Annotated in this window: 27 protein-coding genes; 12 read left to right on the top strand and 15 right to left on the bottom strand. The window is 61.1% G+C overall.

The window, feature by feature from the left end; all coding sequences use genetic code 11:
• Positions 1 to 126 precede the first annotated feature (126 nt).
• Entirely contained in the window at positions 127 to 882 is a 756-nt protein-coding gene (locus tag BLT00_RS17310) for a spermidine synthase (protein WP_003199402.1), read from the bottom strand.
• Positions 883 to 1,024: 142 nt separating this feature from the next.
• On the opposite strand from BLT00_RS17310, the gene BLT00_RS17315 reads away from it, so the two are divergent.
• Positions 1,025 to 2,371, top strand: a complete 1,347-nt coding sequence (locus tag BLT00_RS17315) for a class II 3-deoxy-7-phosphoheptulonate synthase (protein WP_003199400.1) — start codon at positions 1,025 to 1,027, stop codon at positions 2,369 to 2,371.
• A gap of 128 nt (positions 2,372 to 2,499) precedes the next feature.
• Here BLT00_RS17315 and BLT00_RS17320 read toward each other — a convergent pair whose 3' ends face one another.
• Positions 2,500 to 3,729, bottom strand: coding sequence for a winged helix-turn-helix domain-containing protein (locus BLT00_RS17320; protein WP_092144824.1), 1,230 nt, complete (start codon positions 3,727 to 3,729; stop codon positions 2,500 to 2,502).
• 64 nt (positions 3,730 to 3,793) lie between these two features.
• Positions 3,794 to 4,012 carry a DUF1127 domain-containing protein gene (locus tag BLT00_RS17325; protein WP_063322313.1) on the bottom strand — a complete coding sequence of 73 codons (219 nt, stop codon included), beginning with the start codon at positions 4,010 to 4,012 and terminating at the stop codon, positions 3,794 to 3,796.
• Positions 4,013 to 4,109: 97 nt separating this feature from the next.
• Between BLT00_RS17325 and BLT00_RS17330 the strand changes: the two genes are divergently transcribed.
• Positions 4,110 to 4,964, top strand: coding sequence for a LysR substrate-binding domain-containing protein (locus BLT00_RS17330; RefSeq protein ID WP_027912697.1), 855 nt, complete (start codon positions 4,110 to 4,112; stop codon positions 4,962 to 4,964).
• Here the strand turns inward: BLT00_RS17330 and BLT00_RS17335 are convergent.
• Complete coding sequence (locus BLT00_RS17335; protein WP_063322314.1) at positions 4,954 to 5,703, bottom strand: sulfite exporter TauE/SafE family protein; 750 nt, start codon at positions 5,701 to 5,703, stop codon at positions 4,954 to 4,956. The genes BLT00_RS17330 and BLT00_RS17335 overlap by 11 nt on opposite strands.
• Before the next feature lie 147 nt (positions 5,704 to 5,850).
• Between BLT00_RS17335 and BLT00_RS17340 the strand changes: the two genes are divergently transcribed.
• From BLT00_RS17340 to BLT00_RS17350, 3 genes are all read left to right on the top strand, one after another.
• Positions 5,851 to 6,312, top strand: a complete 462-nt coding sequence (locus tag BLT00_RS17340; RefSeq protein WP_039010909.1) for a MarR family winged helix-turn-helix transcriptional regulator — start codon at positions 5,851 to 5,853, stop codon at positions 6,310 to 6,312.
• Positions 6,313 to 6,656: 344 nt separating this feature from the next.
• Positions 6,657 to 7,076 carry an organic hydroperoxide resistance protein gene (locus tag BLT00_RS17345; RefSeq protein ID WP_092144826.1) on the top strand — a complete coding sequence of 140 codons (420 nt, stop codon included), beginning with the start codon at positions 6,657 to 6,659 and terminating at the stop codon, positions 7,074 to 7,076.
• Between the two features lie 35 nt (positions 7,077 to 7,111).
• Positions 7,112 to 8,125: an alpha/beta hydrolase gene (locus BLT00_RS17350; protein ID WP_092144828.1), complete on the top strand. Its 1,014-nt coding sequence runs from the start codon at positions 7,112 to 7,114 to the stop codon at positions 8,123 to 8,125.
• 222 nt (positions 8,126 to 8,347) lie between these two features.
• Here the strand turns inward: BLT00_RS17350 and BLT00_RS17355 are convergent, their stop codons facing one another.
• Both BLT00_RS17355 and earP read right to left on the bottom strand, forming a co-directional pair.
• Positions 8,348 to 8,917: an elongation factor P gene (locus tag BLT00_RS17355; protein WP_003199385.1), complete on the bottom strand. Its 570-nt coding sequence runs from the start codon at positions 8,915 to 8,917 to the stop codon at positions 8,348 to 8,350.
• Between the two features lie 48 nt (positions 8,918 to 8,965).
• Complete coding sequence (earP, locus tag BLT00_RS17360) at positions 8,966 to 10,099, bottom strand: elongation factor P maturation arginine rhamnosyltransferase EarP (protein ID WP_092144830.1); 1,134 nt, start codon at positions 10,097 to 10,099, stop codon at positions 8,966 to 8,968.
• 120 nt (positions 10,100 to 10,219) lie between these two features.
• On the opposite strand from earP, the gene BLT00_RS17365 reads away from it, so the two are divergent.
• Both BLT00_RS17365 and BLT00_RS17370 read left to right on the top strand, forming a co-directional pair.
• The gene (locus tag BLT00_RS17365; protein WP_092144832.1) at positions 10,220 to 10,606 is read left to right on the top strand and encodes a hypothetical protein; all 387 of its coding nucleotides are present in this window, start codon (positions 10,220 to 10,222) and stop codon (positions 10,604 to 10,606) included.
• 2 nt (positions 10,607 to 10,608) lie between these two features.
• Entirely contained in the window at positions 10,609 to 11,091 is a 483-nt protein-coding gene (locus BLT00_RS17370; protein WP_025212614.1) for a GreA/GreB family elongation factor, read from the top strand.
• Between the two features lie 7 nt (positions 11,092 to 11,098).
• Here the strand turns inward: BLT00_RS17370 and cysB are convergent, their stop codons facing one another.
• The 4 genes from cysB to BLT00_RS17390 form a co-directional block, all read right to left on the bottom strand.
• A complete protein-coding gene (cysB, locus tag BLT00_RS17375) occupies positions 11,099 to 12,073 on the bottom strand; it encodes an HTH-type transcriptional regulator CysB (RefSeq protein ID WP_003199376.1) in 975 nt (324 codons plus the stop codon).
• 110 nt (positions 12,074 to 12,183) lie between these two features.
• Entirely contained in the window at positions 12,184 to 12,684 is a 501-nt protein-coding gene (locus BLT00_RS17380) for a universal stress protein (RefSeq protein ID WP_014337270.1), read from the bottom strand.
• Between the two features lie 96 nt (positions 12,685 to 12,780).
• Positions 12,781 to 13,686, bottom strand: a complete 906-nt coding sequence (locus tag BLT00_RS17385) for a 5'-nucleotidase (protein WP_063322319.1) — start codon at positions 13,684 to 13,686, stop codon at positions 12,781 to 12,783.
• A gap of 20 nt (positions 13,687 to 13,706) precedes the next feature.
• The gene (locus tag BLT00_RS17390) at positions 13,707 to 14,660 is read right to left on the bottom strand and encodes a putative 2-dehydropantoate 2-reductase (protein WP_063322320.1); all 954 of its coding nucleotides are present in this window, start codon (positions 14,658 to 14,660) and stop codon (positions 13,707 to 13,709) included.
• Between the two features lie 267 nt (positions 14,661 to 14,927).
• Between BLT00_RS17390 and BLT00_RS17395 the strand changes: the two genes are divergently transcribed.
• The gene (locus tag BLT00_RS17395) at positions 14,928 to 16,004 is read left to right on the top strand and encodes a 3-deoxy-7-phosphoheptulonate synthase (RefSeq protein WP_003199364.1); all 1,077 of its coding nucleotides are present in this window, start codon (positions 14,928 to 14,930) and stop codon (positions 16,002 to 16,004) included.
• A gap of 164 nt (positions 16,005 to 16,168) precedes the next feature.
• On the opposite strand, the gene BLT00_RS17400 is transcribed toward BLT00_RS17395, so the two are convergent.
• Positions 16,169 to 16,450, bottom strand: a complete 282-nt coding sequence (locus BLT00_RS17400) for a GNAT family N-acetyltransferase (protein WP_003199362.1) — start codon at positions 16,448 to 16,450, stop codon at positions 16,169 to 16,171.
• Positions 16,451 to 17,085: 635 nt separating this feature from the next.
• On the opposite strand from BLT00_RS17400, the gene oprI reads away from it, so the two are divergent.
• The gene (oprI, locus tag BLT00_RS17405; RefSeq protein WP_003183784.1) at positions 17,086 to 17,337 is read left to right on the top strand and encodes an outer membrane lipoprotei OprI; all 252 of its coding nucleotides are present in this window, start codon (positions 17,086 to 17,088) and stop codon (positions 17,335 to 17,337) included.
• Positions 17,338 to 17,478: 141 nt separating this feature from the next.
• Here the strand turns inward: oprI and BLT00_RS17410 are convergent, their stop codons facing one another.
• From BLT00_RS17410 to BLT00_RS17420, 3 genes are all read right to left on the bottom strand, one after another.
• Entirely contained in the window at positions 17,479 to 18,450 is a 972-nt protein-coding gene (locus tag BLT00_RS17410; RefSeq protein ID WP_063322321.1) for a L,D-transpeptidase family protein, read from the bottom strand.
• 166 nt (positions 18,451 to 18,616) lie between these two features.
• Positions 18,617 to 18,910, bottom strand: coding sequence for a hypothetical protein (locus BLT00_RS17415; protein WP_003199347.1), 294 nt, complete (start codon positions 18,908 to 18,910; stop codon positions 18,617 to 18,619).
• A gap of 56 nt (positions 18,911 to 18,966) precedes the next feature.
• On the bottom strand, positions 18,967 to 19,572 hold the full coding sequence (locus tag BLT00_RS17420; RefSeq protein WP_063322322.1) for an arylesterase: 606 nt from the start codon (positions 19,570 to 19,572) through the stop codon (positions 18,967 to 18,969).
• A 10-nt stretch (positions 19,573 to 19,582) separates the two neighbouring features.
• Here BLT00_RS17420 and BLT00_RS17425 point away from each other — a divergent pair, with 10 nt between their 5' ends.
• Genes BLT00_RS17425 through greB form a run of 3 tightly spaced genes read left to right on the top strand, consistent with a single transcriptional unit; the run spans position 19,583 to position 23,302 of the window.
• Positions 19,583 to 20,266, top strand: coding sequence for an ABC transporter ATP-binding protein (locus BLT00_RS17425; protein WP_063322323.1), 684 nt, complete (start codon positions 19,583 to 19,585; stop codon positions 20,264 to 20,266).
• Positions 20,266 to 22,770: an ABC transporter permease gene (locus BLT00_RS17430; protein WP_092144834.1), complete on the top strand. Its 2,505-nt coding sequence runs from the start codon at positions 20,266 to 20,268 to the stop codon at positions 22,768 to 22,770. The genes BLT00_RS17425 and BLT00_RS17430 overlap by 1 nt, the downstream gene beginning before the upstream one ends.
• Before the next feature lie 34 nt (positions 22,771 to 22,804).
• On the top strand, positions 22,805 to 23,302 hold the full coding sequence (greB, locus tag BLT00_RS17435) for a transcription elongation factor GreB (protein WP_092144836.1): 498 nt from the start codon (positions 22,805 to 22,807) through the stop codon (positions 23,300 to 23,302).
• Between the two features lie 8 nt (positions 23,303 to 23,310).
• Here the strand turns inward: greB and BLT00_RS17440 are convergent, their stop codons facing one another.
• Positions 23,311 to 23,619 (bottom strand): hypothetical protein, encoded by a 309-nt coding sequence (locus BLT00_RS17440; RefSeq protein ID WP_063322325.1) that lies wholly within the window; start codon positions 23,617 to 23,619, stop codon positions 23,311 to 23,313.
• Between the last annotated feature and the right edge of the window lie 71 nt (positions 23,620 to 23,690).

Raw genomic sequence — 23,690 nt, forward strand, 5'->3', positions numbered from 1 at the left:
GAGCCCGGCGACGCGGTGGATCAGGTTGATTGAGTGAGCTTGAGAGGGGCTGCTGCGCAGCCCAGCGGGAGCAAGCTCCCTCGCCACAGGGGAACTCACTTGTCAAAAGGTTTTGGGGGCCTTTGATCAGGTCGCCGGCCGGATCGCCTTGATCAATGACTGCAACGAATACCCCAAGCGTGGCGCCAGCCCTTCGGCCCTGGCCACCAGTCCTTGCATGTCCAGCTCCTGATCCAGGTCCGCCGGCACGATCAGGATCACATTGCCCTCCTTCACCGGCAGCTCCCAATAATGCCGGTGGTACAAACCGCGCAACAGCGCCGCGCCCAATGGCTTGCCGTCGTCGGTGGCCCATTGGTTGATCACCAGCCAGCCGCCCGGGTTGAGGCGTTTCTGGCAGTTTTCCAGGAAGCCCCAGGCCAGGTGCCCGACGCCAGGACCGACATCGGTATAGAGGTCGACGAAAATCAGGTCCGCAGGCTCAGCGCTTTCAAGCAGTTCCAGTGCATCTCCAACACGGATGTACAGTCGCGGATCGTCATCCAGCCCCAGGTATTCGATGGCCAGGCGCGGCACGTCGGGGCGCAATTCGATGGCCTCGACATCTTCCAACGGCAGGAACTTGAGGCAGGCTTGGGTCAACGTACCAGCGCCCAGCCCCAGAAACAGTGCACTTTCCGGCTGCTCGTGACACAACGCGCCAATGAGCATGGCGCGGGTATAGTCATATTCGAGCCAGCTCGGATCGGCTGTGAACACGCAACTCTGCTCGATGGCATCGCCAAACTCGAGAAACCGATAATCGGCCACTTCGAATACGCGAATCATGCCGAACTCGTCGTGCACCTCGGCGAGCAAATGCTCGACGCGCTCCTCTGTCATTTCATCTCCTGATGGTGACCGTGCCGGCTTGAGCCTGCGGATACGGGACAAAGGCGCGATTGTCCGCGAAGCAACCGGAGCAGGTCACGCACTAATTTGCTGATAACATGGCCGTCCGAGCGTAAATCACCTAGAGATCACGATGAGCCAACCCTGGAGCCCTGACAGCTGGCGCGCCTTGCCGATCCAGCAACAACCCCGCTACCCCGACGCCGCGCACCTGTTGCAAGTGGAGCAGACCCTGGCCAGCTATCCGCCACTGGTGTTTGCCGGTGAAGCCCGGGAGTTGCGCCGTCAGTTCGCCGAGGTGACCCAAGGCCGGGCGTTCCTGCTGCAAGGCGGCGACTGCGCCGAAAGCTTTGCCGAGTTCTCGGCGGCCAAGATCCGCGACACCTTCAAGGTCCTTTTGCAGATGGCGATCGTCATGACCTTTGCCGCCGGCTGCCCGGTGGTCAAGGTTGGGCGCATGGCCGGACAGTTCGCCAAGCCGCGCTCGGCCAACGACGAAACCATCGACGGCGTGACCCTGCCGGCCTACCGGGGCGACATCGTCAACGGCATCGGTTTCGACGAGAAAAGCCGCGTACCGGACCCGGAGCGGTTGCTGCAGTCCTACCACCAGTCCACCGCCACCTTGAACCTGCTGCGCGCCTTCGCCCAGGGCGGGTTCGCCGACCTGCACCAGGTGCACAAGTGGAACCTGGACTTCATCGCCAACTCGGCCCTGGCGGAAAAATACAGCCACCTGGCCGACCGCATCGACGAAACCCTGGCATTCATGCGCGCCTGCGGCATGGACAGCTCGCCGCAACTGCGTGAAACCAGCTTTTTCACTGCCCACGAAGCGTTGCTGCTCAATTACGAAGAAGCCTTCGTGCGCCGTGACAGCCTGACCAACGACTATTACGACTGCTCGGCCCACATGCTGTGGATCGGCGACCGTACCCGTCAGTTGGACGGCGCCCATGTCGAATTCCTGCGCGGGGTGAACAACCCGATCGGGGTCAAGGTCGGCCCGAGCATGGACCCGGACGACCTGATCCGCCTGATCGACGTGCTCAACCCGCAGAACGACCCCGGCCGACTGAACCTGATCGCCCGGATGGGCGCCAACAAGGTCGGCGAACACTTGCCGCCGCTATTGCGCGCCGTGCAGCGTGAAGGCAAGCAAGTGTTGTGGAGCTCCGACCCGATGCATGGCAACACCATCAAGGCCAGCAGCGGCTACAAGACCCGGGACTTTGCGCAGATCCTCGGCGAAGTGAAGCAGTTCTTCCAGGTCCACGAAGCCGAAGGCACCTATGCCGGCGGAATTCACATCGAGATGACCGGGCAAAACGTCACTGAATGCATCGGCGGCGCGCGCCCGATTACCGAGGATGGGCTATCGGACCGCTACCACACCCACTGCGACCCGCGGATGAACGCCGATCAGTCGCTGGAGCTGGCGTTTTTGATTGCCGAGACATTGAAGCAGGTTCGGCGGTAGGTTCTTCTTCGCCGGTTGGACTGCTATCGCGAGCAAGCTCGCTCCCACAAGAGGGTCCCGGGTGACCACAGGTTTTGTGTTCACAACAGATCCAATGTGGGAGCGAGCTTGCTCGCGATAGCGTCGGGTCAGTCACCACTTAACTGGGCCAATGCCACCGCCAACCGAACCCCACCCACCCGCTGACAATTGAGCTGGACCCTTTCCAACCCCAACCAATCGGCCATGCGCCGCAGGTTCACCGCCAAGGCTTGCACCCCCTCCTCGTCCAACCCCGGCTCTTCCTCGTGCACCGCATGCACCGCCAACCGGCCCAGGGCCCGCTCCGCCCGCAGGTCCACCCGAGCGGCGATGCGTTCATTGTGCAGGAACGGCAACACGTAATAGCCATACACCCGCCTGTGGACAGGCGTGTAGATCTCCAACCGGTAGCGAAAGTCGAACAACCGCTCGGTGCGGTCGCGCTCCCAGACCAGCGAGTCGAACGGCGACAACAAGGCACTGGCGGCGACTTTGCGAGGGATTTTCGCCGCGGGTCGACACCAGGCCGGTTGTTTCCAGCCCTGCACCTGGCAGCGCAGCAGCTCTCCGGCCTCCTCCAACTCAGCCAGGCGCCCGCGGCTGTCGGCCGGAGCGAGGCGAAAGTAGTCGCGCAGGTCTTTCTCTGTCGCAATGCCCAAGGCGTCAGCTGCATGCAGCAGCAAGGCGCGCTGGGCCTGGGCCTCGTCCGGCAACGGTTGCTGCAGGATCGAGGCCGGCAGTACGCGTTCGGGCAAGTCGTAGAGCCGTTCGAACCCGCGCCGCCCCGCCACCGTGACTTCGCCTGCGGCGAACAGCCACTCCAGCGCATGTTTCTCCGCACTCCAGTCCCACCAAGGCCCGGCCTTTTCCTGACGCGTAGACAAGCTGCCAGCACCCAGGGCGCCCTGCTCCTGGACCGCCGCCAGAACGCGGCGGATGACATCCTGGCGTTCTTGGCCGAAACGCGCCAACTGCTGATAAATCCCTTCGCCACCCGACGCCCGATTCATGCGCCAGCGCATCAGCGGATACATCGACATCGGCAGCAGCGAGGCTTCATGCCCCCAGTACTCGAACAGCGTACGACGTCGGCCCTGGCTCCAGGCTGCTTGATCAAGCAAATCGCGATTGTAGTGGCCGAGACGGGAGAACAGCGGGAGGTAATGCGAGCGCACCAACGCATTGACTGAGTCGATCTGCAGGACGCCGAGGCGTTCGATCAGGCGGTTGAGGCGTGAGGGTTGCACCGAAGCTGGCGGTGAGCGCCCATCGAATCCTTGGGCGGCCAACGCCAGACGCCGGGCCTGTTTGAGGCTAAAGGACAGAGTCGCGGGCATGGAGATCTCCTTGTCTGCTCGCAACCTACCTCACCAATAAGGGGTTTGTGTAGGAAAGGATGGCTCATTTGTGCATTGGGTCGTCCCAGAATGGCCGAACCACTTCCCGCTCCACATCGGCACGACTCACGCCAATGTCCTTGAGCGCCTCGTCGCTCATTCCGGCCAGCAGTTCGCGCTCGTGGTGCAATTCGTACCAGCGGCTAAACTTGTGCAGCAGGGCGCTGACGGAAAAGCCGTGGGAGAGTTTGTCTATCAGTAGATAACCTTTTTGACCTTTCATCGTGATGTCCTCCGTTGGGGATGGATCAAGTCTCGCGCTAACGATAAGATCAATCCAACGAATGTTTCTTATGCAATACATCTCGGAGATTGATCAATTGTCGAGTTACCCGAGCATCGATACGGAAGTGCTGCGTACCTTTGTCGCCATCGCCGACCAAGGCGGTTTCACCCGGGCCGGGGAATTGGTCAATCGCACCCAGTCTGCCGTCAGCATGCAGATGAAGCGGTTGGAAGAAGACGTGTTGCAACGACGGTTGTTCGAGCGTGACGGACGCCAGGTCAAGCTCACCGCTGAAGGCCAGGTGCTGTTGGGTTACGCGCGGCGGATCCTCAAGCTGCACAGCGAAGTGTTCAATACCCTGCGTGAACCGCACATGGTTGGCACGGTGCGCATCGGCACGCCGGACGATTACGTGATGCGCTTTCTGCCAGGCATCCTGCAACGCTTCGCCCAGTTCTACCCGCTGATCGAAATTGAAGTGCACTGTGAGTCGTCCAAGCAGTTGCTGCTGCGCCAGGACCTGGACCTGTCCATCGTCACCCGCAAACCGGGGGACGAAATCGGCCAGTTGCTGCGCAAGGAACGCTTTGTCTGGGCCGAAGCCGCTTGCTTCAATGTCCATGAACAAACACCGCTGCCGCTGGCGATGTTCAACAGTGACTGTTTCTGCCGGCAATGGGCCTGCAATGCGCTGGATGCCATGGGTCGCGATTATCGCGTGGCATACAACAGCTCGAGCCTGTCGGCGCTCATGGCGGTGGTGGGCGCCGGCCTGGCAATCACGGCGCAACTGGAAAGCCTGCTGACCCCGGACATGCGCGTACTGGGCGAAGCTGAAGACCTGCCGGAACTGCCCGAGGCCAGCATCATGCTGATCCGCAACCTGCATAACCCATCGCCGATCACCGAGTGCCTGGCCGAGCACATCGTCGAAGGCTTCAAACTTTAAAGGCGAGCAGCACCGCGCACAGCACCAGGAAACCGCAAAACAGCCCGCGCAACAGCCGCTCCGGCAAGGCGTGGGCGACTTTCACCCCCCAACTGATGCTCAGCAGGCCACCGACGGCCAGCGGCAGGCCGATGCTCCAGTCCACCTCATGGTGAAACGCATAAGTGGCGAGGGTCACGCCGGTGCTGGGCAAGGCCAGTGCCAGGGATAACCCTTGGGCGACCACCTGGCTGGTGCCAAAAATGCTGGTCAGGATCGGCGTCGCGACCACGGCCCCGCCAACACCGAAAAGGCCGCCCATGGTACCGGACGCCGCCCCAAGCACGGCGAGCCATGGCCAGCCATAACGCATCTGCGCCGAAGCCGGTGCGTTGGCGGCGAACATGCGGGCCATGTTGTAGAGTGTCAGCGCGATCAGGAACGCGACGAAGCCGATCCGCATGCTGTTCGCGTCGATCCCCACGGCCCAGATCGAACCCAGCCAGGCAAAGCAGAACCCCATGGAAGCCAACGGCAGGACATGGCGCAATTCGATGCGATTGCGCTGGTGATAGCGCCACAACGCAAGCATCACATTGGGCACCACCATGACCAGCGCTGTCCCTTGGGCCATTTGCTGGTCGAGGCCGAACCAGACGCCCAGCACCGGAATGGCAATCAGGCCACCACCGATCCCGAACAATCCCCCCAAGGTGCCCAACACGGCACCAAAGACCAAGAACAGTGCAAATTCGAACACAGAAGACTCCCCTTTTCCTCAGGGCGCTTATCCTACGCAGTCGGCGCCAGCGGGGAAACGTAACATCCATCCGAAATATCAGAATTATCTGGTGCATTAAAGATTCGCCCGCTAGATTCGTATCGATCATTGATTGAAGGTTCTGCCATGAACACCCTGCGCGACACCCCCGAAGCCTGCGAAGCCCTACTACTCGACAACCAGGTCTGTTTCGCCCTGCACTCCACGTCGCTGCTGATGACCAAAGTCTACAAGCCGCTGCTACAGGCCCTGGGCCTGACGTATCCGCAATACCTGGCGATGATGGTGTTGTGGGAAAAGGACGGATTGACCGTCGGCGAAATCAGCACGCGCCTACTGACAGACCCCGGCTCGCTGACGCCACTGCTCAAGCGCCTGGAGGTCGAGGGCCTGCTGAGCCGCACCCGCAGCCGTGAAGACGAACGTGTGGTGATTGTCGAACTCACCGAACAGGGCCGCGCCCTGCGCGAAAAAGCCCTCGACATCCCCCAATGCATCCTCGCCGCCAGCGGCCTGACCCTGGAGCAGTTGAAGAAGCTGCAACTTGACCTGCAGGCACTGCGCGGGCATTTGCAAGACAGCCTCTGACTGACCTCCAACTGACCCACCGCTATCGCGAGCAAGCTCGCTCCTACACTTGATGCTCAGTGGCTATAAATCTACGTTCGACGCAAATCTAATGTGGGAGCGAGCTTGCTCGCGATAGTGGGGATCCTGCAGCTCCTTGATCTCTAACTCGCCCATCTAAATTTTTTTTTGCTGCGCTGAAACGCTCTAGCTCAAGGGTTACACGCCCTTTTAGTGGCGCCCACCCAACTCGCTTCAAAAAATTGTCTTGCGCGCAAAATATTAGCGCTATACATTTGCATCACACCTAATTAGCGCGCAAACATTTAGCGCGATAACACCACCCTAGAAACGAGGCTCTCATCATGCAAACTCTCTACACCGCAATCGCAACCTCCACCGGCGGCCGTGATGGTCGTGCGATCTCCAGTGACAACATCCTCGACGTCAAACTCGCCACGCCCAAGGAACTCGGTGGTGCAGGCGGTGTGGCGACCAACCCTGAGCAACTGTTCGCCGCCGGCTACTCGGCCTGCTTCATCGGCGCACTGAAATTCGTGGCTAGCCAGAGCAAACGCAAGATCCCGGACGACGCCTCGATTACCGCCCATGTCGGTATCGGCCAGATCCCCGGCGGTTTCGGCCTCGACATCGACCTGCACATCAGCCTGCCAGGGCTGGACCAGGCCGACGCGCAAAGCCTGGTGGATGCGGCTCACCAAGTCTGCCCGTACTCCAACGCCACCCGCGGCAACGTTGATGTGCGCCTGCACGTGACCGTCTGACCACCAACCCTGGACCCGAACCTAAGGAGATGCACATGAACACGCTCAGCAAAGCCTTTGCCGGCACCCTTCTCGCCCTCAGCGTCAGCAGTGCCTTCGCCGACGGCATCGTCGAACACAACACCCAGGCGTTTCTCGACGTGCTGAATGCCGGCACTGGCAAGCCCCTGGAGCAACTGTCGCCCAAGGACGCCCGCGCCGTATTGGTGGGCGCCCAGGCGGGGGTGAAACTGACTTTGCCCAAGGCCGACGTCAGCGAGAAAACCATCCAGGTCGATGGTCAGCCGATCAGCCTGACCATCGTTCGCCCGGCCGGGGTCAAGGGTGAGTTGCCCGTGTTCATGTTCTTCCACGGCGGTGGCTGGGTATTGGGTGATTTCCCGACCCACGAACGCCTGGTTCGAGATCTGGTGGCGGGCTCGGGCGCTGTCGCGGTGTTCGTCAACTACACGCCCTCACCCGAGGCGCATTACCCGGTGGCGATCAACCAGGCCTACGCCGCCACGAAATGGGTGGCCGAACACGGCAAGCAGATCAACGTCGACGGCAAGCGCCTGGCCGTGGTGGGCAACAGCGTCGGCGGCAACATGGCGGCGGTCGTGGCCCTGATGGCGAAAGACAAAGGCACGCCGGCGATCCGTTTCCAGGCGTTGCTATGGCCGGTGACCGACGCCAGCTTCGAGACGGCGTCCTACAACCAGTTCGCCGAAGGGCACTTCCTCAGTAAAAACATGATGAAATGGTTCTGGGACAACTACACCACCGATGCCGGGCAACGCGGCGAGATCTATGCCTCGCCGCTGCGGGCCAGCACCGCACAACTCAAGGGTCTGCCGCCAGCACTGGTGCAGACCGCCGAGGCTGATGTCTTGCGCGATGAAGGCGAAGCCTATGCCCGCAAGCTGGACGCGGCCGGTGTACCCGTCACCGCCGTGCGCTACAACGGCATGATCCACGACTATGGCTTGCTCAACGTGGTCAGCCAGGTGCCAGCGGTGCGTTCGGCGATGTTGCAGGTGTCCGAAGAGCTCAAGCAGCACTTGAAATAACTGGGCCCCGGAGCCTTTGTGGCGAGGGAGCTTGCTCCCGCTCGGCTGCGCAACAGTTGTAAAATGGGCAAATGCGGTATGACTGGATAATTGCGTTGTCTGGGTTTGGGGCTGCTGTACAGCCAGCGGGAGCAAGCTCCCTCGCCACAGGGGTCTGCTGTGGCACTTTGAAATAAAAAAGCCCGACTCAATGGTCGGGCTTTTTCATACACAAGGCTTCGCTTATTTAGCGCGGCCTTTGTAGGAACCGCCTTCGCGGGTATCGATCTCGATCATGTCGCCGATTTCGATGAAGTCAGCGACCGACAGCTCGGTACCGTTCTTCAGTTTGGCAGGCTTCATCACCTTGCCGGAAGTGTCACCGCGAGCGGAGCCTTCGGTGTAGTCAACCTGACGCACGATGGTGGTCGGCAGTTCTACGGAAACCAGGCGTTCTTCGAAGAACACGGCTTCGCAGACGTCGGTCATGCCTTCTTCGATGAACGGCAGAACGCTTTCAATGTCTTCGGCGTTCAGCTCGTACATGGTGTAGTCAGTGGTGTCCATGAACGTGTAGGTGTCGCCGCTGATGAAGGACAGGGTCGCTTCTTTGCGGTCGAGGATCACATCGTCCAGTTTGTCATCGGCACTGTAGACGATCTCGGTCTTGTAACCGGTCAGCAGGTTCTTCAGCTTGGTCTTCATGATCGCGCTGTTACGACCCGACTTGGTGAACTCAGCTTTCTGAACCAGCCAAGGATCGTTTTCGAGACGGATCACGGTCCCGGGTTTCAGTTCTTTACCAGTTTTCATTGCGAATATCCGAATTTGGATGGGATTTACAAAAATCTAGGCCGCGTATCATATCCAATTTACATAAAACTTCACCAGCGCTGCGGCAAGATCGGCTCGCGAGGCCTGTTCCAGACACCACGCCTGGGCATGTTCGGCCAGTTCCTGCTGCTGTTCACGGGTGGCTTTCCAATATTCGGTCATGTCCTGGCCGGCATTCCAGGCCCGCCAAAGACCGCTGATCGCGTTTTGCGCAGCCGGTGAAAGCCCCTGATTGTAGAGCCTGAGAAATGCCTCGAGCTTTTCCAGGTGGACGTCTTCTTCCTGCTGGTAGATGTGCCAGAGCAACGGCCGGCCAGCCCATTGCGCGCGCACGAAGGAGTCTTCGCCACGCACGGCGTTGAAATCACAGCACCATAGCAACTGGTCGTACTGATCCTGGCGAACGAACGGCAGCACCTGCACCGTCAGTGCACCGCATCGATGCAGCGCACCGACCTTCAGGCCTTCGACACCGAGCCAACACTCGACGTCGCCCAACACTCGCCCTTCGGGAACCAGCACATGAAATGCCTGGGTATCGGCTGCCATCGCGTCAAACCAACTCGCCAGCCCAGCGTTCTCGTAGGCAAACAGCGAGATCAGGCAGGCTTGCGGCGCCCGCTCCACGCCCAATCCTTGCAGGAAACTGCGTTGCGCTTCGGCATCCTGCTGAAATTGCCGACGGCGCTCCAGCAGGCCGGCCTCGCGCAGCAAGCCACCCGTTCCCTCCCGAAAGCCCGGGAAAAAGAAATATTTCTGCACGTGCTTGTATTTGACTGACGGTAAGCCATGGCAACCGATCACCCAGTCCTCGGCGCTCAAATAATCGAGGTTCATCCACAGGGGCGTCGTCTGGCGCGCAGCCATCGCATCCATGTAGGCGCTCGGCAGTTGGCAGGCAAATGCGGCGATTACCACGTCGGCGGCTTCGGTGGGCGCCCACTCCCCGGGCCAGTGACGCACTTGCACGCCCTGCTGCCATTGCTCGGACAGGGTGATGTCGATTTCCGGGCAAATTCGTTCGAAGGCACGCAGGTCGTCAACCCATAGCCGCACCGCGCATCGATGCTCGGCCACCAACTGCCGAGCCAGGCGCCAAGTGACACCAATGTCGCCAAAGTTATCGACGACGGTGCAAAAAATATCCCAACGCACAGTCATTCCCGACTCCCTGTGGCAAAGGCCTGATTGTCCCGAATAAACCGATCACGCAGAAGAGCCGACGGCGATTAATCTTCATGCGACAATATCGCCTGCCCATGCCCCTGCCAGGAAGCAGCCATGCCCGATCACCCGACACCCTCGCGCCTCACGGCTTTGCAATTGACCTTCAGCATCGCCCTGGGCCTGTGGCTGGGGTTCCTCGCCATCGTGTTGACGGGCTGGCTACTGTCCAGATTTCTGTTCAACGAACAACTGGCACCCGTGGCCGCCGCCGTCCATCAACTGGCGCAACCACCGGTGGTGCAACCACCACCAGAGCCGCCCACGCCGATGTTCGAGCAGTACCAGCAGAACCTGCAGAGGAACGAGCAGCGCCAGGCGCTCGATCAGTCCCGCAACAATCCGCGCAACCAGTCCAACCCCAAGTGCCAGTTCTGGCTGCAACAGGACCAGAATGCACCCAGTGAGAAAAGCCGCGCCAACGTCCTGCAATTCTGCGAATGACCATGAACAAACAGACCGTCCACCAGTTGATTCTCGACAAGCTCAAAATTGATCTCGACATCGCCGAACGCGCCGCGCAGACCGCCTACGAAACCGCGACCCACGAAGAAAACATCGCCGAGAACAAGTACGACACCCTGGGCCTTGAAGCTTCTTACCTCGCTGCCGGGCAAGCCAGGCGCGTGGAAGAAATACGCCAGGCCCTCGCCCTCTGCCAGAACCTGACACTAAGGCCATACGACGAACAGCGCGGCATTCAGGTGGGCACGTTGATTGGTTTAGAGGATGAGGACGGTCGCCAGCAATGGCTGTTCCTGGGGCCGGATGCGGCGGGCTTGAAGGTCTCGCTGGTGGGCCAGCCGATCACCGTCATCACCCCTCGCTCACCGCTGGGCCGCGGCCTTTTGGGCAAGTTCGAAGGGGATGAAGTAGAGATCGTGGTAGCGGGCGCCCGGCAACAGTTCGCTGTCACCGAGGCGATCTAGAAGGGTCTTAGTGCACCGGTAGCTCGACGCCGTCGAACAACTCTTCAAGTTCTTGCTTGTTGTGGCACTGGATGGCCTTGGCCATCACTTCCCGGGTCAGGTGCGGTGCAAACTTCTCGATAAAATCGCACATGAACCCCCGCAGGAAAGTGCCACGACGGAAACCGATCTTGGTCACGCTGGATTCGAACAACTCACTGGCATCCAGTACCACCAGGTCGCTGTCGAGCTTGGTATCGACGGCCATCTTCGCGACGATGCCCACACCCAGGCCCAGGCGAACGTAGGTCTTGATCACGTCGGCGTCGGCGGCGGTGAACACCACCTTGGGCGTCAGGCCACGATGGCTGAAGGCTTCGTCAAGTTTGGAACGACCCGTGAAACCGAATACGTAGGTCACGATCGGGTATTCGGCCAGGGCTTCGAGGGTCAGCTTCGGCAGCTTGGTCAACGGATGGCCCTGGGGCACGACCACACAGCGGTTCCAGCGATAGCACGGCATCATCACCAGGTCCCCGAACAGTTCCAGGGCCTCGGTGGCAATGGCAAAGTCCACGGTACCGTCGGCGGCCATTTCGGCGATCTGCATCGGCGACCCCTGGTGCATGTGCAGCGCCACGTCCGGGTATTGCTTGATGAAGTTGCTGATCACCGGCGGCAGCGCATAACGGGCCTGGGTGTGGGTGGTGGCGATCGACAAGGTGCCTTTTTTCTCGTTGGAGAATTCCTGGGCGATCTGCTTGATGCTTTCGACCTTGCGCAGGATCTCGCCAGCGGTGGTGATGATGCGCTCACCGGCCGGCGTCACGCGGGTCAGGTGTTTGCCACTGCGGGCGAAGACTTCGACGCCCAGTTCATCTTCCAACAGGCGGATCTGCTTGCTGATGCCGGGTTGCGATGTGTAGAGGCTTTGGGCAGTAGCGGAAACGTTGAGGTCGTGGTGCGCCACTTCCCAGATGTAGCGCAGTTGTTGAAGCTTCATATGTATCCCTCAAAGCAGTTGGACGCCACGGGCATCAGCGACGGTATATAACTATATGAAAGGTTTCGACAATAAATCTAGAACTTTTTATAAAAAGCCATCGTTTCGCCTCAGGCCTCTCCCTGGCGTCGGCGCTGTACCAGCGGTACCAGATAGACCGGCACCCGGGATAACTGCAATACCCGTGCAGCGGTTCTGCCCAAGGGGGTTTCACCGCTTGCCCCTTGGCAATGACTGCCTACGATCAGCAAGTCGACGGAGAGTTTCGCAGCCTGCTCCAGGATGACTTGGGAAGGATCGCCCTGGTACACCCTGACCGACTTGATCAGTTTCAAGTCCTGCTGCCCTTCCCCCAACTCCTCGCGGAAACTGTCGAGCACCCGCTGTTCGATATTGGCCATCACCGTATTCAGACCTTGGCGGTGAAATTCGTTCAGCGCCTGCTCGTCGAGATAGCTTTGCAACACCGACTCGGCGAACAGCCCCATCGGTTCTACCGCATGCACCACATACAACTCGGCTTCAAACGTCCGTGCTAACGCCAAGGCATGCTGCATCACATAAGGGGCGTACAGGCCCAGGTCTGTGGCGTACAGCATCGAACGAATCATGTGACCTCCTCGCGTGCCAAAATGGCGGAGATTGATTCAGCTTAGCAGCGCCCAGGGGACTGCGACGTGCGGCTTGACGTCCCGGACCAAGGGCAGTCAGGGCTTCACTTCGTTACTGATACCGTGGGGCACGTGACCGGTGGCGACCACCTCCCGGGCCAGTTCGCAATGGCCGGTCTGGTCATCGAAAAAAACATCGGCGGCGAAGGCTTCGAGGAAGGCCGACTTGGTCAGGCCACCCAGGAACAACGACTCGTCCAGGCGAATATCCCACTCACGCAAGGTCCGGATGACCCGCTCGTGGGCCGGTGCCGAACGGGCCGTCACCAACGCCGTACGAATGGGGCAGGCGTCCTCGGGAAACTCACGCTGCAGTGCATTGAGCGCCGCCAGGAACCCCTTGAACGGCCCGCCTCGCAGCGGCTCGCGGGCGGCCTGTCGCTCGCTGGCCTGGAAGGCCTCCAACCCATCGGCCTGATAGACGCGTTCCGACTCATCGGAAAACAGCACGGCATCGCCGTCGAAGGCAATGCGCAGTTCCTCGCTGGCCGCGCGACTGGCACCACCCGACAGGATGGTCGCGGCGGCAAACCCGGCGTCCAGGGCACTGCGCACGTCTTCAGCGTGGGTGGACAAAAAGAGATCACAACCGAACGCCTTGAGGTACGGGTACGGGCTGCGACCGCCCACGAAAGCCGCGCGCGAGATCGCCAGCCCATAATGATGGATCGAGTTGAACACCCGAAGGCCGGTGTCGGCGCTGTTGCGCGAAACCAGGATGACTTCGACCCGGGCACGCCCCAGGTGCTCGTTAAGGCTCAGCAGCTTTTGCACCAGGGCGAAGGCGTCGCCGGGTGCCAGGACTTCGTCTTCATGCTCGATCTGGTATTGCCGATAGGCTTCGACACCACTCGACAAGTACACCTTGTGGCTTTCCCTCAGGTCGAACAGCGCCCGCGACGAAATCGCCAGCACCAGTTTGTCGTCGATGTTGTTTGCCATACCGCTCCCCTTTTGCCCGCTCAGCGGTTATATCGGTCCACGAACGCCAACGCCTGGTACAAGGCTTCGATTTTCGGCAGCTCACATCCTGCCGCTTTCGCTGCCGCCAATGGCCGGCCGTAGATCGCGTCCAGTTCCAGCACACGCTTGTGGGAATAATCGTGGTACATGCTCGGCCAGTAGTCGGGCATCTTCTCGGTCATCGTGAACAGATACTCGGCATAACCCGGCGCGATATGATGCCCGCAGGCTTGCGCACCGCGGACCACCTCCCCCATCAGTGCCTGGATCAATTCGCGGCTATGGTCGTTGGCCATCAACGGCGTGGTACTGGCGCCCAACAGGACCGAAAGCCCGTTGTACGGCACATTCCACACCAGCTTCTGCCAGCGGGCCTGTTGCAGGCCCGGCATGGCCTGGGCGTCGATACCGGCGCTGCGGAACAGCGTCGCCGCCTCTTCGACGATCACCATGCGTTGTGCCTGATCGGCGCAAGGCCCACTGTGATAACCGACGTTGACCGCGCCCAGGGCCTGGTGGGTGACGACACCAGGGCCGACGCGATGCACGCAGATCAGGCACAGGCCGCCCAACAGGTGCAACGAATCGGGCAACAAAGGGCGAAGATCGTCTTCGACATCCAGGCCGTTCTGCAGCAAAAGGACTTTTGCCCCCTCAGCGGCAGCCTGGGTAATGACCGGGGCCAGCTCGGTATTGCTGGTGGTCTTGGCGCCAACCAGCAGCCAGTCGCAGGGCGGCATGTCGGCTGCCGAGCGATACGCCTGGACGGGGTTGAGGGCCAGCGTACCGTGGACCGCGCTGTCGATCCGCAAACCGGCTTCGGCCACGGCGGCAAATTCGCTGCGCAGTAAAAAGTGCACGTCAAAACCGGCACGCGCCAGCATCACGCCGTAGAACCCACCGATCGCCCCGGTGCCGATCATCCCGATCCGCGGTTTCACGCCTGCCTGCATCTTTGCAACTCTCCTGGTAAAAGTCCCTGCACACTATCAGCGCGAGCAGCATGGCATGCAATCATCATTACATCTGCTCACGAATCTGCTGCTGAGCCATCGCCAAGGCCTTTTCCCCCGCCTATAGGGCATTAAACCCGTCCCAGCCCATTGTCGAGCCCCCTCGTAACGCGATAAGGTTCGGCTCCCCGACGCGCTTAAAATCCGCTGTGCACCGCCGCGCGGGGATCGCTGGCGGCCGGCACCCGTGACCTGACGAGTAACACGATGGCTGATTTACCGATCAACGACCTTAACGTCGCCTCCAACGAGACCCTCATCACGCCTGACCAGCTCAAGCGCGATATTCCCCTGAGCGACGCTGCCCTGCGCACCGTGACCAAGGGCCGGGAAGTCATCCGCAACATCCTGGACGGCACCGATCATCGCCTGTTCGTGGTCATCGGGCCCTGCTCGATCCATGACATCAAGGCCGCCCACGAATACGCCGAGCGCCTGAAGGTGCTGGCTGCGGAAGTCTCCGACACCTTGTACCTGGTCATGCGGGTGTATTTCGAGAAGCCCCGGACCACCGTCGGCTGGAAAGGCCTGATCAACGACCCGTACCTGGATGACTCCTTCAAGATCCAGGACGGCCTGCACATCGGTCGTCAGTTGCTGCTGGACCTGGCGGAAATGGGCCTGCCGACGGCCACCGAAGCCCTGGACCCGATCTCGCCGCAATACTTGCAGGACCTGATCAGTTGGTCGGCCATCGGCGCGCGCACCACAGAATCCCAGACCCACCGCGAAATGGCCTCCGGCCTGTCGTCGGCGGTGGGCTTCAAGAACGGCACCGACGGTGGCCTCACCGTGGCGATCAACGCCTTGCAGTCGGTCTCCAGCCCACACCGTTTCCTGGGCATCAACCAGGAAGGCGGCGTGTCGATCGTCACCACCAAGGGCAACGCCTATGGTCACGTGGTACTGCGCGGCGGCAACGGCAAGCCGAACTACGATTCGGTCAGCGTCGCGCTGTGTGAACAGGCGCTGAACAAAGCCAAGATCAAGCCCAACATCATGGTCGACTGCAGCCACGCCAACTCCAACAAGGACCCGGCACTGCAGCCGCTGGTGATGGAGAACGTGGCCAACCAGATCCTGGAAGGCAACCAGTCGATTATCGGCCTGATGGTCGAAAGCCACTTGAATTGGGGCTGCCAAGCCATCCCGAAAGACCTCGCCGACTTGCAGTACGGCGTCTCCATCACCGATGCCTGCATCGACTGGAGTGCCACCGAGAACACCCTGCGCAGCATGCATGCCAAGCTCAAGGATGTTCTGCCGAAGCGTCAGCGCGGTTAAAAAACATCGCAGCCTCGTTTCACTCGATAGCTCCTACACAGCTCCTGCACATGTTTGGAGCGGGGATGTAGGAGCTGGCGAAGCCTGCGATCCTTTACTTTCCTCAAGGCATAAAAAAACGCCGTGCTCTTCAGCCCGGCGTTTTTTATTGGGAATCCTTTTTCTCAGAGTTTCGCCGCGTGCCGCTGGTGACGCTCCATGTAGCGCTCCACGTAGGAGCAGGATGGGATCACCGTGTAGCCCATTTCTTCGGCGTACTGCAGCGCACTTTCGGTCAACGCCGCCGCGATGCCCCGGCCGCGCAAGGCGTTGGGCACGAAGGTGCGATAGATATCCAGGGTCTGCTTGCCCAGGTCCATATAGGTCAGATAAGCACGATGACCGTCCACGTTGGTCTCGAACTGATGACCAGCCTGGTCATGGTGGATGGTAACCGCCTCGCTCATCACTACTCCTCGCGGGTCTGAATGCCGACCCCTACCTTACCGATGTTTTTCCGGCGAAGGAACATCTACGCCACCCCGTGCCTTCCTGGTCACCGAGCGCCAAAATCGATCCGCTCAAACCCGAGCACGTCGTGAATAGTAGGCACCAATGACGCAAATGCTCAAGGCACGCCTGTCATCGAAGGGGTAAACCTCGTCGGGTTTATCGATTGAGCGCCATCGTCGCGCTGTAGTCGGTCACGGTGCAATAGCTGAACATCGCCAGTTGTTGAGTCTTGAGACGAGCGCGCGTAGTTAAAGTCACCGCCAATACCAATAAAGATGCCTGGGGCATTGCACAAAAAATGTACAAAAGTGTAGGTGAATCAATAAACAACGACGTTAGCGAGGGCTGCTAGAGTTCTCCGCCGCCACGGAACTTTTTTTCGTCGACGTGCTCCAGCCAAGGGCTTTGGGCTGTATATTTTTTAAACACCCCTTAGAAAAGTTGCTCGAAAAAGAATCACCGCCTACAATTTTTTTGCTTCTTGCGCTACGTCAGTTTACTTACTACAAGTAATGGGTAGTATGTACGCCGGCTAACTCCTCAGTCTGGGGAGACAGTCACTAATAGAATGTCCTTGAAGGGGAACACGATGAACAACGTTCTGAAATTCTCTGCTCTGGCCCTGGCCGCAGTTCTGGCTACCGGTTGCAGCAGCGCATCGAAAGAAACCGAAGCACGTCTGACTGCTACCGAAGACGCAGCAGCTCGCTCCCAGGCTCGTGCAGACGAAGCTTACCGTAAAGCTGATGAAGCTCTGGCTGCTGCTCAAAAAGCACAACAGACTGCTGACGAAGCTAACGAGCGTGCTCTGCGCATGCTGGAAAAAGCTAGCCGCAAGTAATAGTCCCCCGGGATTGTTATCGAGCCGACCCATTTTTGGGTCGGCTTTTTTTTTGGATTCGAGAGCGGCTGCCCGGTGTTTTCCCAAGCAATAAAAAACCCGCCGACATCGCGAAACGTCGGCGGGTTATTGTCGAGTCCTTTATTGCTGCAAGTCGATCGGCGCGCTCGTGACCATCGGTGCCGAGGTATTCGGAACAGCGATTTCCACCGGCATGCCATCTTCGGCCGCCACCACGTCCCGCACCACGTCCCAGTTCATGCGCAAGTTGCTGGTGATGTCTTCACGCTTGAGCATCGCGTTGATCACTGAGGTGTGCTTGTCCACCACCGAAGGGTTGCCCTTGTCGTCCAGCGGTGTGTGAGCCTCCAAGTACACCTTGCCACCGCTCAAGCCCAGCTTGTAGGGGTCGTTGATGATCCGCACCGATGTGCCCACCGGCACCATGCCGGCCATTTCCAGCACGTTATTGTTGAACATGCGGAAGCAGCCGTGGCTGGTGCGCATGCCGATGCCGAACTTCTTGTTCGAACCATGGATCAGGTAGCCCGGGGTGCCCAGGGTGAACTTGAAGGGCCCCAGCGGGTTATCAGGGCCGGCGGGCACGACGTTTGGCAGCGGGTCGCCGTCGGCGGCGTGTTCGGCCTTGATCGATGCCGGCGGGGTCCAGGTCGGGTTCGGCGTCTTGGCGATGATGCTGGTGTGGGCGATCGGCGATCCCCAGCCCTCACGCCCGATCCCCAGCGGGAAGGTGTAGACCACGTTCCGCCCCTTGGGGAAATAGTAGAGACGGTACTCGGCAAGGTTGATCACGATGCCTTCGCGCGGGCCCGGCGGCAGGATGAAACGAGTCGGCAGCACGATCTCGGTGCCTGCGCCCGGCAACCAGGGATCGACCCCCGGGTTGGCGGCGACCATCTCGCTGTAGCCCAGGTCATAGGTGGTGCCCAGGTCGGCGAAGGTGTCTTCGTATTTGGCCTTGATAACCTGCACCTGGCCAACGATGTCTTCACCCGGTGGTGGCAGAGGCAGCTCCAGGGCGGCAACGTGGCCCGCCATACACAGGGCGGCAAGAGACAGGCAGCGGGCGACGGCAGGCAAGCGCGGCAACATCCGGGAAATCCTTCGCAGATCGAACAAGGGGTTATGAAACATGCGATTGTACACTGCCACCTGTTATTTCGGGGAGAGCGGCAATCAAGCGTCCGATGCACAGCATTTTGTTCGGCATTCACCCCGCGCCCTGTGGGAGCCGCGGGTCATGGCACGCGCGAAGGGATTACAACTCGAACCGCAGCTCCGGCCAGATCGGCGATGTGCCGCGCTTCTGGGATTCCAGGATCGCCCGGCACAACGAGCACAGGCGATGATCCTGGAAAATCTTGCGATCGACGCTCGACCAGCGCGGTTGGGCCGGCAGCAGGCTGCCGCAGAGAGTCCGATCGGCCGAGCCACCGAGTTCCAACTGCCGGGTCACCAGGTGCACCCGCACTTCCTGGCAGGCGAACAGATCCAGCTGCTCGTCAGGCTCGATCAGTTGGTAGGCAAACAGGGACCAGGCGGGACGCGGCATCGGGGGCTCCAAATCGGGGGCGCCACATTAGCCGAAAGCCCGCCGGTAGAAAAGCGTCAAAGCAGCGGTTTCAGTGTCGGCCATACATTTTCCAGCAACTTGCCCTGGGCCGCGACGGACGGGTGCAATCCGTCGCCTTGCATCATGGTCGGGATGCCACCGACGTCCTTGAGAAAAAACGGCACCAGGGGGACTTTTTTCTCCTCGGCCAGGGTGCTGTAGACCCGGGCAAAGGCTTCGGTGTAGCGCCGTCCGTAATTGGGTGGCAGTTGCATACCCAGCAAAAGCACCTGGGCACCGCTGGCGCGAGCGCTGTCGATCATCGCTGCAAGGTTTTGTTGCAATTGTGTTGGCGGTTGACCGCGCAAGCCATCGTTGCCGCCCAGCTCCAGGATCACCAGGTCCGGCTTATGGGCTGCAAGCAGCGCCGGCAGCCGCGCCTGGCCTCCGGCGCTGGTGTCGCCACTGATGGAGGCATTGACCACTTTATCGTCAAAACCCTCGGCCTTGAGCCGTTGTTCGAGCAACGACACCCACCCTTGCCGGGTATCCAGGCCGAAAGCCGCGCTGATACTATCGCCAACGATCAGGACTGTACCCGCCGCTGCGTTCTGGGCCATGCACATCAAGGCCAGGCCGGCACTCAAAAACCACACACGCATCGGATTCTCCATGGGCTCAAGCATTCTCACCGCGACGGACCTTAGCAAAGTGGTCTCCAGCGCGGAAGGTGAACTGACCATCCTGCACGAACTCAGCCTGGAACTGAACAAAGGCGATAGCCTGGCCATCGTCGGCGCGTCCGGTTCCGGCAAATCCACCCTCCTGGGCCTGCTGGCCGGCCTCGACCTGCCCAGCAGCGGCGAGGTGACGCTCGCCGGCCGGGCCCTCAGTACTCTGGATGAAGACCAGCGTGCGCGGATCCGCGCCGAGCACGTCGGTTTCGTCTTCCAGTCGTTCCAGTTGCTCGACAGTCTCAATGCACTGGAAAACGTCATGCTGCCGCTGGAACTGGACGGGCGCAAGGATGCCCGCGAACGCGCCACGCAACTGTTGCAGCGCGTCGGCCTGGGCCAGCGCCTGACTCACTCGCCGCGCCAGCTCTCCGGCGGCGAACAGCAACGCGTGGCGATTGCCCGCGCCTTTGCCGCCGAACCCGACGTGCTGTTTGCCGACGAACCCACCGGCAACCTCGACAGCCACACCGGCGAGCGCATCAGCGACCTGCTGTTCGAATTGAACAAGGAACGCGGCACGACCCTGGTGCTGGTGACCCATGATGAACGCCTGGCCCATCGCTGCCGGCGCCTAATCCGACTTGAAGCCGGCGAGATGGTCGCCCCTCTGGAGCCTTGATGGCACGCTTGCCGCTGTTGCGCCTGTTCAGTCTCGCTGTCCGTCAATTGCTTCGCGATGCCCGCGCCGGTGAGTTGCGGGTGTTGTTCTTCGCCCTGCTGGTGGCGGTGGCGGCCAGTACCGCCATCGGTTACTTCGGTGCCCGCCTCAACGGCGCGATGATGATGCGCGCCACCGAATTCCTCGGTGCCGACCTGTTGCTCGAAGGCAGTTCCCCCGCCCGCCCGGAGCAGATCCGCAACGGCACCGACCTGGGGCTGGAACACGCCCAGGTCGTGGAGTTCTCCAGTGTCGTGGCCACCGACAATGGCATCCAGCTGTCCAGCGTCAAGGCGGCCGATGACCGCTACCCATTGCGCGGCGAACTGAAAAGCAGCCCCGCCCCGTTCGCGCCGGAAGAAACCGGCGGACGCCCGAACCCTGGCGAGGCCTGGGTCGAAGCACGGTTGCTGACGGCACTGGACCTGAAGATCGGCGACAGCATCGACGTTGGCAACCAAACCCTGCGGTTGGCCCGAGTGCTGACCTATGAACCGGATCGCGCCGGCAATTTCTACAGCCTCACCCCGCGAGTGCTGATCAACCTCAAAGACCTGGAGGCCACCGGCGTGGTCCAGCCGGGCAGCCGTGTCAGCTATCGCGACCTGTGGCGCGGCCCGGCATCGGCGCTGCAAACCTACCGCGACCTGGTCAAGCCTGGCCTTGAAGCCAACCAGCGCCTGCAGGATGCCCGCGACGGCAACCGGCAGATCGGTGGTGCCCTGGGCAAGGCCGAGCGCTACCTGAACATGGCCAGCCTGGTGGCCGTATTGCTGTCCGGAGTCGCCGTCGCGCTCTCGGCCAACCGCTTTGCCACCCGACGTTTCGATGCCAGTGCACTGCTGCGTTGCCTGGGCCTGTCACGCCGGGAAACCATGGTGCTGTTCAGCCTGCAATTGACGGTGCTGGGCCTGCTCGCCAGCATCAGTGGCGCCCTGCTCGGCTGGATCGCCCAACTGGGCCTGTTCGCCCTGCTGCACGACCTGCTGCCCACCACCGTTCCGCCGGGTGGCCTGCTGCCAGCAGTCGCCGGGATCGGCACCGGGCTGGTGGCCCTGGCGGGGTTCGCCCTGCCGCCATTGGCTGCACTGGGGCGGGTACCACCGTTGCGGGTGCTGCGCCGGGATATGCTGCCGATCCCCTCCAGCTCCTGGGTGATCTACGGTGCCGCGCTGGGTGCCCTGGGCCTGATCATGTGGCGCCTGAGCCTGGACCTGATCCTCACCTTCGCACTGCTGGGCGGTGGCGTCGTTGCCGCCCTGGTGCTCGGCGGCTTGTTGTTGCTGCTGCTCCAGAGCCTGCGTCGCCTGCTGGCCCGCGCTTCCCTGCCCTGGCGGCTGGGCCTCGGCCAATTGCTGCGCCATCCCTTGGCCGCCGCCGGTCAGGCCTTGGCGTTCGGCCTGATCCTGTTGTCCATGGCGTTGATCGCGTTGTTGCGCGGTGAATTGCTGGACACCTGGCAAAACCAGTTGCCGAAAAACGCGCCGAACTATTTCGCCCTGAATATCCTGCCCAACGACAAACAGGCCTTCACCGACAAACTGCTGGAATTGTCCGCACAATCTGCCCCGCTCTACCCCGTGGTCCCCGGTCGCCTCATCAGCATCAATGGCGAGCCGGCCACGGAGTTCGTCACCAAGGACTCGGCGGGTGACCGGGCGCTGCAACGTGACCTGAGCCTGACCTGGGCTGCCGACCTGCCGGCGGGCAACGTTGTCACCGCAGGGACCTGGTGGCCGCAGCAGCCACCGGACGATATCCCGGGGGTTTCGGTGGAAGGCAAAGTGGCCGAGAACCTCAAGATCAAGCTGGGCGACCGCCTGGTATTCAGCGTGGGCGGCGTCAATCGTGAAGCGAAGGTCACCAGCCTGAGGGAGATCAACTGGGACAATTTCCAGCCCAACTTCTTCATGATCTTCCAGCCCGGCACATTGAAGGATCTGCCAGCGACTTATCTCACCAGTTTCTACCTGGCGTCGGGCCACGACCAACAGATCGTCGACCTGTCCCGGGCCTTTCCGGCGGTGACGATCCTGCAAGTCGAGGCCCTGCTCGAGCAACTGCGCAGCATCCTGGCCCAGGTGACCCTGGCGGTGGAGTATGTGTTGCTGTTCGTGCTAGCAGCGGGGATGGCGGTGCTGTTTTCCGGCCTGCAGGCGACCCTCGACGAGCGCATTCGCCAAGGCGCGCTATTGCGCGCACTGGGCGCCGAACGGCCCCTGCTGGTCAAGGCCCGGCGCATCGAGTTCGGCCTGCTGGGCGCCGTCAGCGGCCTGCTCGCGGCCCTGGGGTCGGAGCTGGTGAGCCTGGTGCTTTATCGGTACGCCTTCGACCTGCCCTGGCATCCGCATCCTTGGCTGTTGGCATTGCCGCTGCTGGGGGCCTTGTTGATCGGCGCGGCCGGTGTGTTCGGCACCCGTCGAGCGCTCAATGCCAGCCCGCTGACAGTATTGCGCGAGGGTTGATAGACTCCCGGTTTCGCTATTACAAGAAGTTGCCATGAGCCGTTATCGCCCACCCCGCACTGCCGGCACCGCGCTGATCACCCCCGAGGGTGAAGCGCGGATGCGCGCTGAGTTCCATGAGCTGTGGCATGTGCGTCGTCCACAGGTGACCCAGGCGGTCAGCGAGGCGGCGGCCCAGGGTGATCGTTCGGAAAACGCCGAATACACCTATGGCAAGAAAATGCTACGGGAAATCGACAGTCGCGTGCGCTTCCTCACCAAGCGCCTTGAAGCGCTCAAAGTGGTCAGTGAAAAACCCAGCGATCCGAACAAGGTGTATTTCGGCGCCTGGGTGACGGTCGAAGATGAGGACGGCAAGGAATCACGCTATCGCATCGTCGGCCCGGACGAGCTGGACCTGAAACAGAACCTGATCAGTATCGACTCACCGTTGGCACGGGCCCTGATCGGCAAGGCCCTGGATGCCGAGGTCAGCGTCCAGACGCCTACCGGCGAAAAACGGGTCTACATCGTGGACATCTCGTATCCGTAATCCTCGCCTCAGCGGCGCGTGATCAATCCCTGCCGGGCGACACGGGTCAACTGCCGGATCATTTGAGGAGCGTCCGCCGCACTGGGGGACTGGATGACGGCCAGGTCGAAACTGTCATTGGCGAACCGCGCCAGTGACTCGCCGTCTTCGACAAACTGGATCAGGAAAGCTGCGGGCCCATGGTTACGACGCGGCCAGCCGTCGAGATAGCGCAAGAGCGTTGGCTGGTGAGTGCCGCCCAGGAGAATTTTCGGGTTGCGTTGCACAAGGTTCGCCGTGATCGGCGCAAGACGTACTAGGGGGCTGGGTGCGTTCATCGTGTCGTGTCTCTGCCTCAAAAGTCTGCATGGCAGGTGAGAGGCAACACCGAACCAGCGCTTTAGCGGTA

This window comes from Pseudomonas sp. NFACC51, from assembly GCF_900103575.1.
Classification (GTDB): domain Bacteria; phylum Pseudomonadota; class Gammaproteobacteria; order Pseudomonadales; family Pseudomonadaceae; genus Aquipseudomonas; species Aquipseudomonas fluorescens_Q.

What these genes read in the sequence shown, in the direction of transcription:
- BLT00_RS17310 (WP_003199402.1), bottom strand. Translation starts at nt 882, where the DNA reads ATGACAGAGGAGCGCGTCGAGCATTTGCTCGCCGAGGTGCACGACGAG.
- BLT00_RS17315 (WP_003199400.1), top strand. Translation starts at nt 1,025, where the DNA reads ATGAGCCAACCCTGGAGCCCTGACAGCTGGCGCGCCTTGCCGATCCAG.
- BLT00_RS17320 (WP_092144824.1), bottom strand. Translation starts at nt 3,729, where the DNA reads ATGCCCGCGACTCTGTCCTTTAGCCTCAAACAGGCCCGGCGTCTGGCG.
- BLT00_RS17325 (WP_063322313.1), bottom strand. Translation starts at nt 4,012, where the DNA reads ATGAAAGGTCAAAAAGGTTATCTACTGATAGACAAACTCTCCCACGGC.
- BLT00_RS17340 (WP_039010909.1), top strand. Translation starts at nt 5,851, where the DNA reads ATGAACACCCTGCGCGACACCCCCGAAGCCTGCGAAGCCCTACTACTC.
- BLT00_RS17345 (WP_092144826.1), top strand. Translation starts at nt 6,657, where the DNA reads ATGCAAACTCTCTACACCGCAATCGCAACCTCCACCGGCGGCCGTGAT.
- BLT00_RS17350 (WP_092144828.1), top strand. Translation starts at nt 7,112, where the DNA reads ATGAACACGCTCAGCAAAGCCTTTGCCGGCACCCTTCTCGCCCTCAGC.
- BLT00_RS17355 (WP_003199385.1), bottom strand. Translation starts at nt 8,917, where the DNA reads ATGAAAACTGGTAAAGAACTGAAACCCGGGACCGTGATCCGTCTCGAA.
- earP (WP_092144830.1), bottom strand. Translation starts at nt 10,099, where the DNA reads ATGACTGTGCGTTGGGATATTTTTTGCACCGTCGTCGATAACTTTGGC.
- BLT00_RS17365 (WP_092144832.1), top strand. Translation starts at nt 10,220, where the DNA reads ATGCCCGATCACCCGACACCCTCGCGCCTCACGGCTTTGCAATTGACC.
- BLT00_RS17370 (WP_025212614.1), top strand. Translation starts at nt 10,609, where the DNA reads ATGAACAAACAGACCGTCCACCAGTTGATTCTCGACAAGCTCAAAATT.
- cysB (WP_003199376.1), bottom strand. Translation starts at nt 12,073, where the DNA reads ATGAAGCTTCAACAACTGCGCTACATCTGGGAAGTGGCGCACCACGAC.
- BLT00_RS17380 (WP_014337270.1), bottom strand. Translation starts at nt 12,684, where the DNA reads ATGATTCGTTCGATGCTGTACGCCACAGACCTGGGCCTGTACGCCCCT.
- BLT00_RS17385 (WP_063322319.1), bottom strand. Translation starts at nt 13,686, where the DNA reads ATGGCAAACAACATCGACGACAAACTGGTGCTGGCGATTTCGTCGCGG.
- BLT00_RS17390 (WP_063322320.1), bottom strand. Translation starts at nt 14,660, where the DNA reads ATGCAGGCAGGCGTGAAACCGCGGATCGGGATGATCGGCACCGGGGCG.
- BLT00_RS17395 (WP_003199364.1), top strand. Translation starts at nt 14,928, where the DNA reads ATGGCTGATTTACCGATCAACGACCTTAACGTCGCCTCCAACGAGACC.
- BLT00_RS17400 (WP_003199362.1), bottom strand. Translation starts at nt 16,450, where the DNA reads ATGAGCGAGGCGGTTACCATCCACCATGACCAGGCTGGTCATCAGTTC.
- oprI (WP_003183784.1), top strand. Translation starts at nt 17,086, where the DNA reads ATGAACAACGTTCTGAAATTCTCTGCTCTGGCCCTGGCCGCAGTTCTG.
- BLT00_RS17410 (WP_063322321.1), bottom strand. Translation starts at nt 18,450, where the DNA reads ATGTTGCCGCGCTTGCCTGCCGTCGCCCGCTGCCTGTCTCTTGCCGCC.
- BLT00_RS17415 (WP_003199347.1), bottom strand. Translation starts at nt 18,910, where the DNA reads ATGCCGCGTCCCGCCTGGTCCCTGTTTGCCTACCAACTGATCGAGCCT.
- BLT00_RS17420 (WP_063322322.1), bottom strand. Translation starts at nt 19,572, where the DNA reads ATGCGTGTGTGGTTTTTGAGTGCCGGCCTGGCCTTGATGTGCATGGCC.
- BLT00_RS17425 (WP_063322323.1), top strand. Translation starts at nt 19,583, where the DNA reads ATGGGCTCAAGCATTCTCACCGCGACGGACCTTAGCAAAGTGGTCTCC.
- BLT00_RS17430 (WP_092144834.1), top strand. Translation starts at nt 20,266, where the DNA reads ATGGCACGCTTGCCGCTGTTGCGCCTGTTCAGTCTCGCTGTCCGTCAA.
- greB (WP_092144836.1), top strand. Translation starts at nt 22,805, where the DNA reads ATGAGCCGTTATCGCCCACCCCGCACTGCCGGCACCGCGCTGATCACC.
- BLT00_RS17440 (WP_063322325.1), bottom strand. Translation starts at nt 23,619, where the DNA reads ATGAACGCACCCAGCCCCCTAGTACGTCTTGCGCCGATCACGGCGAAC.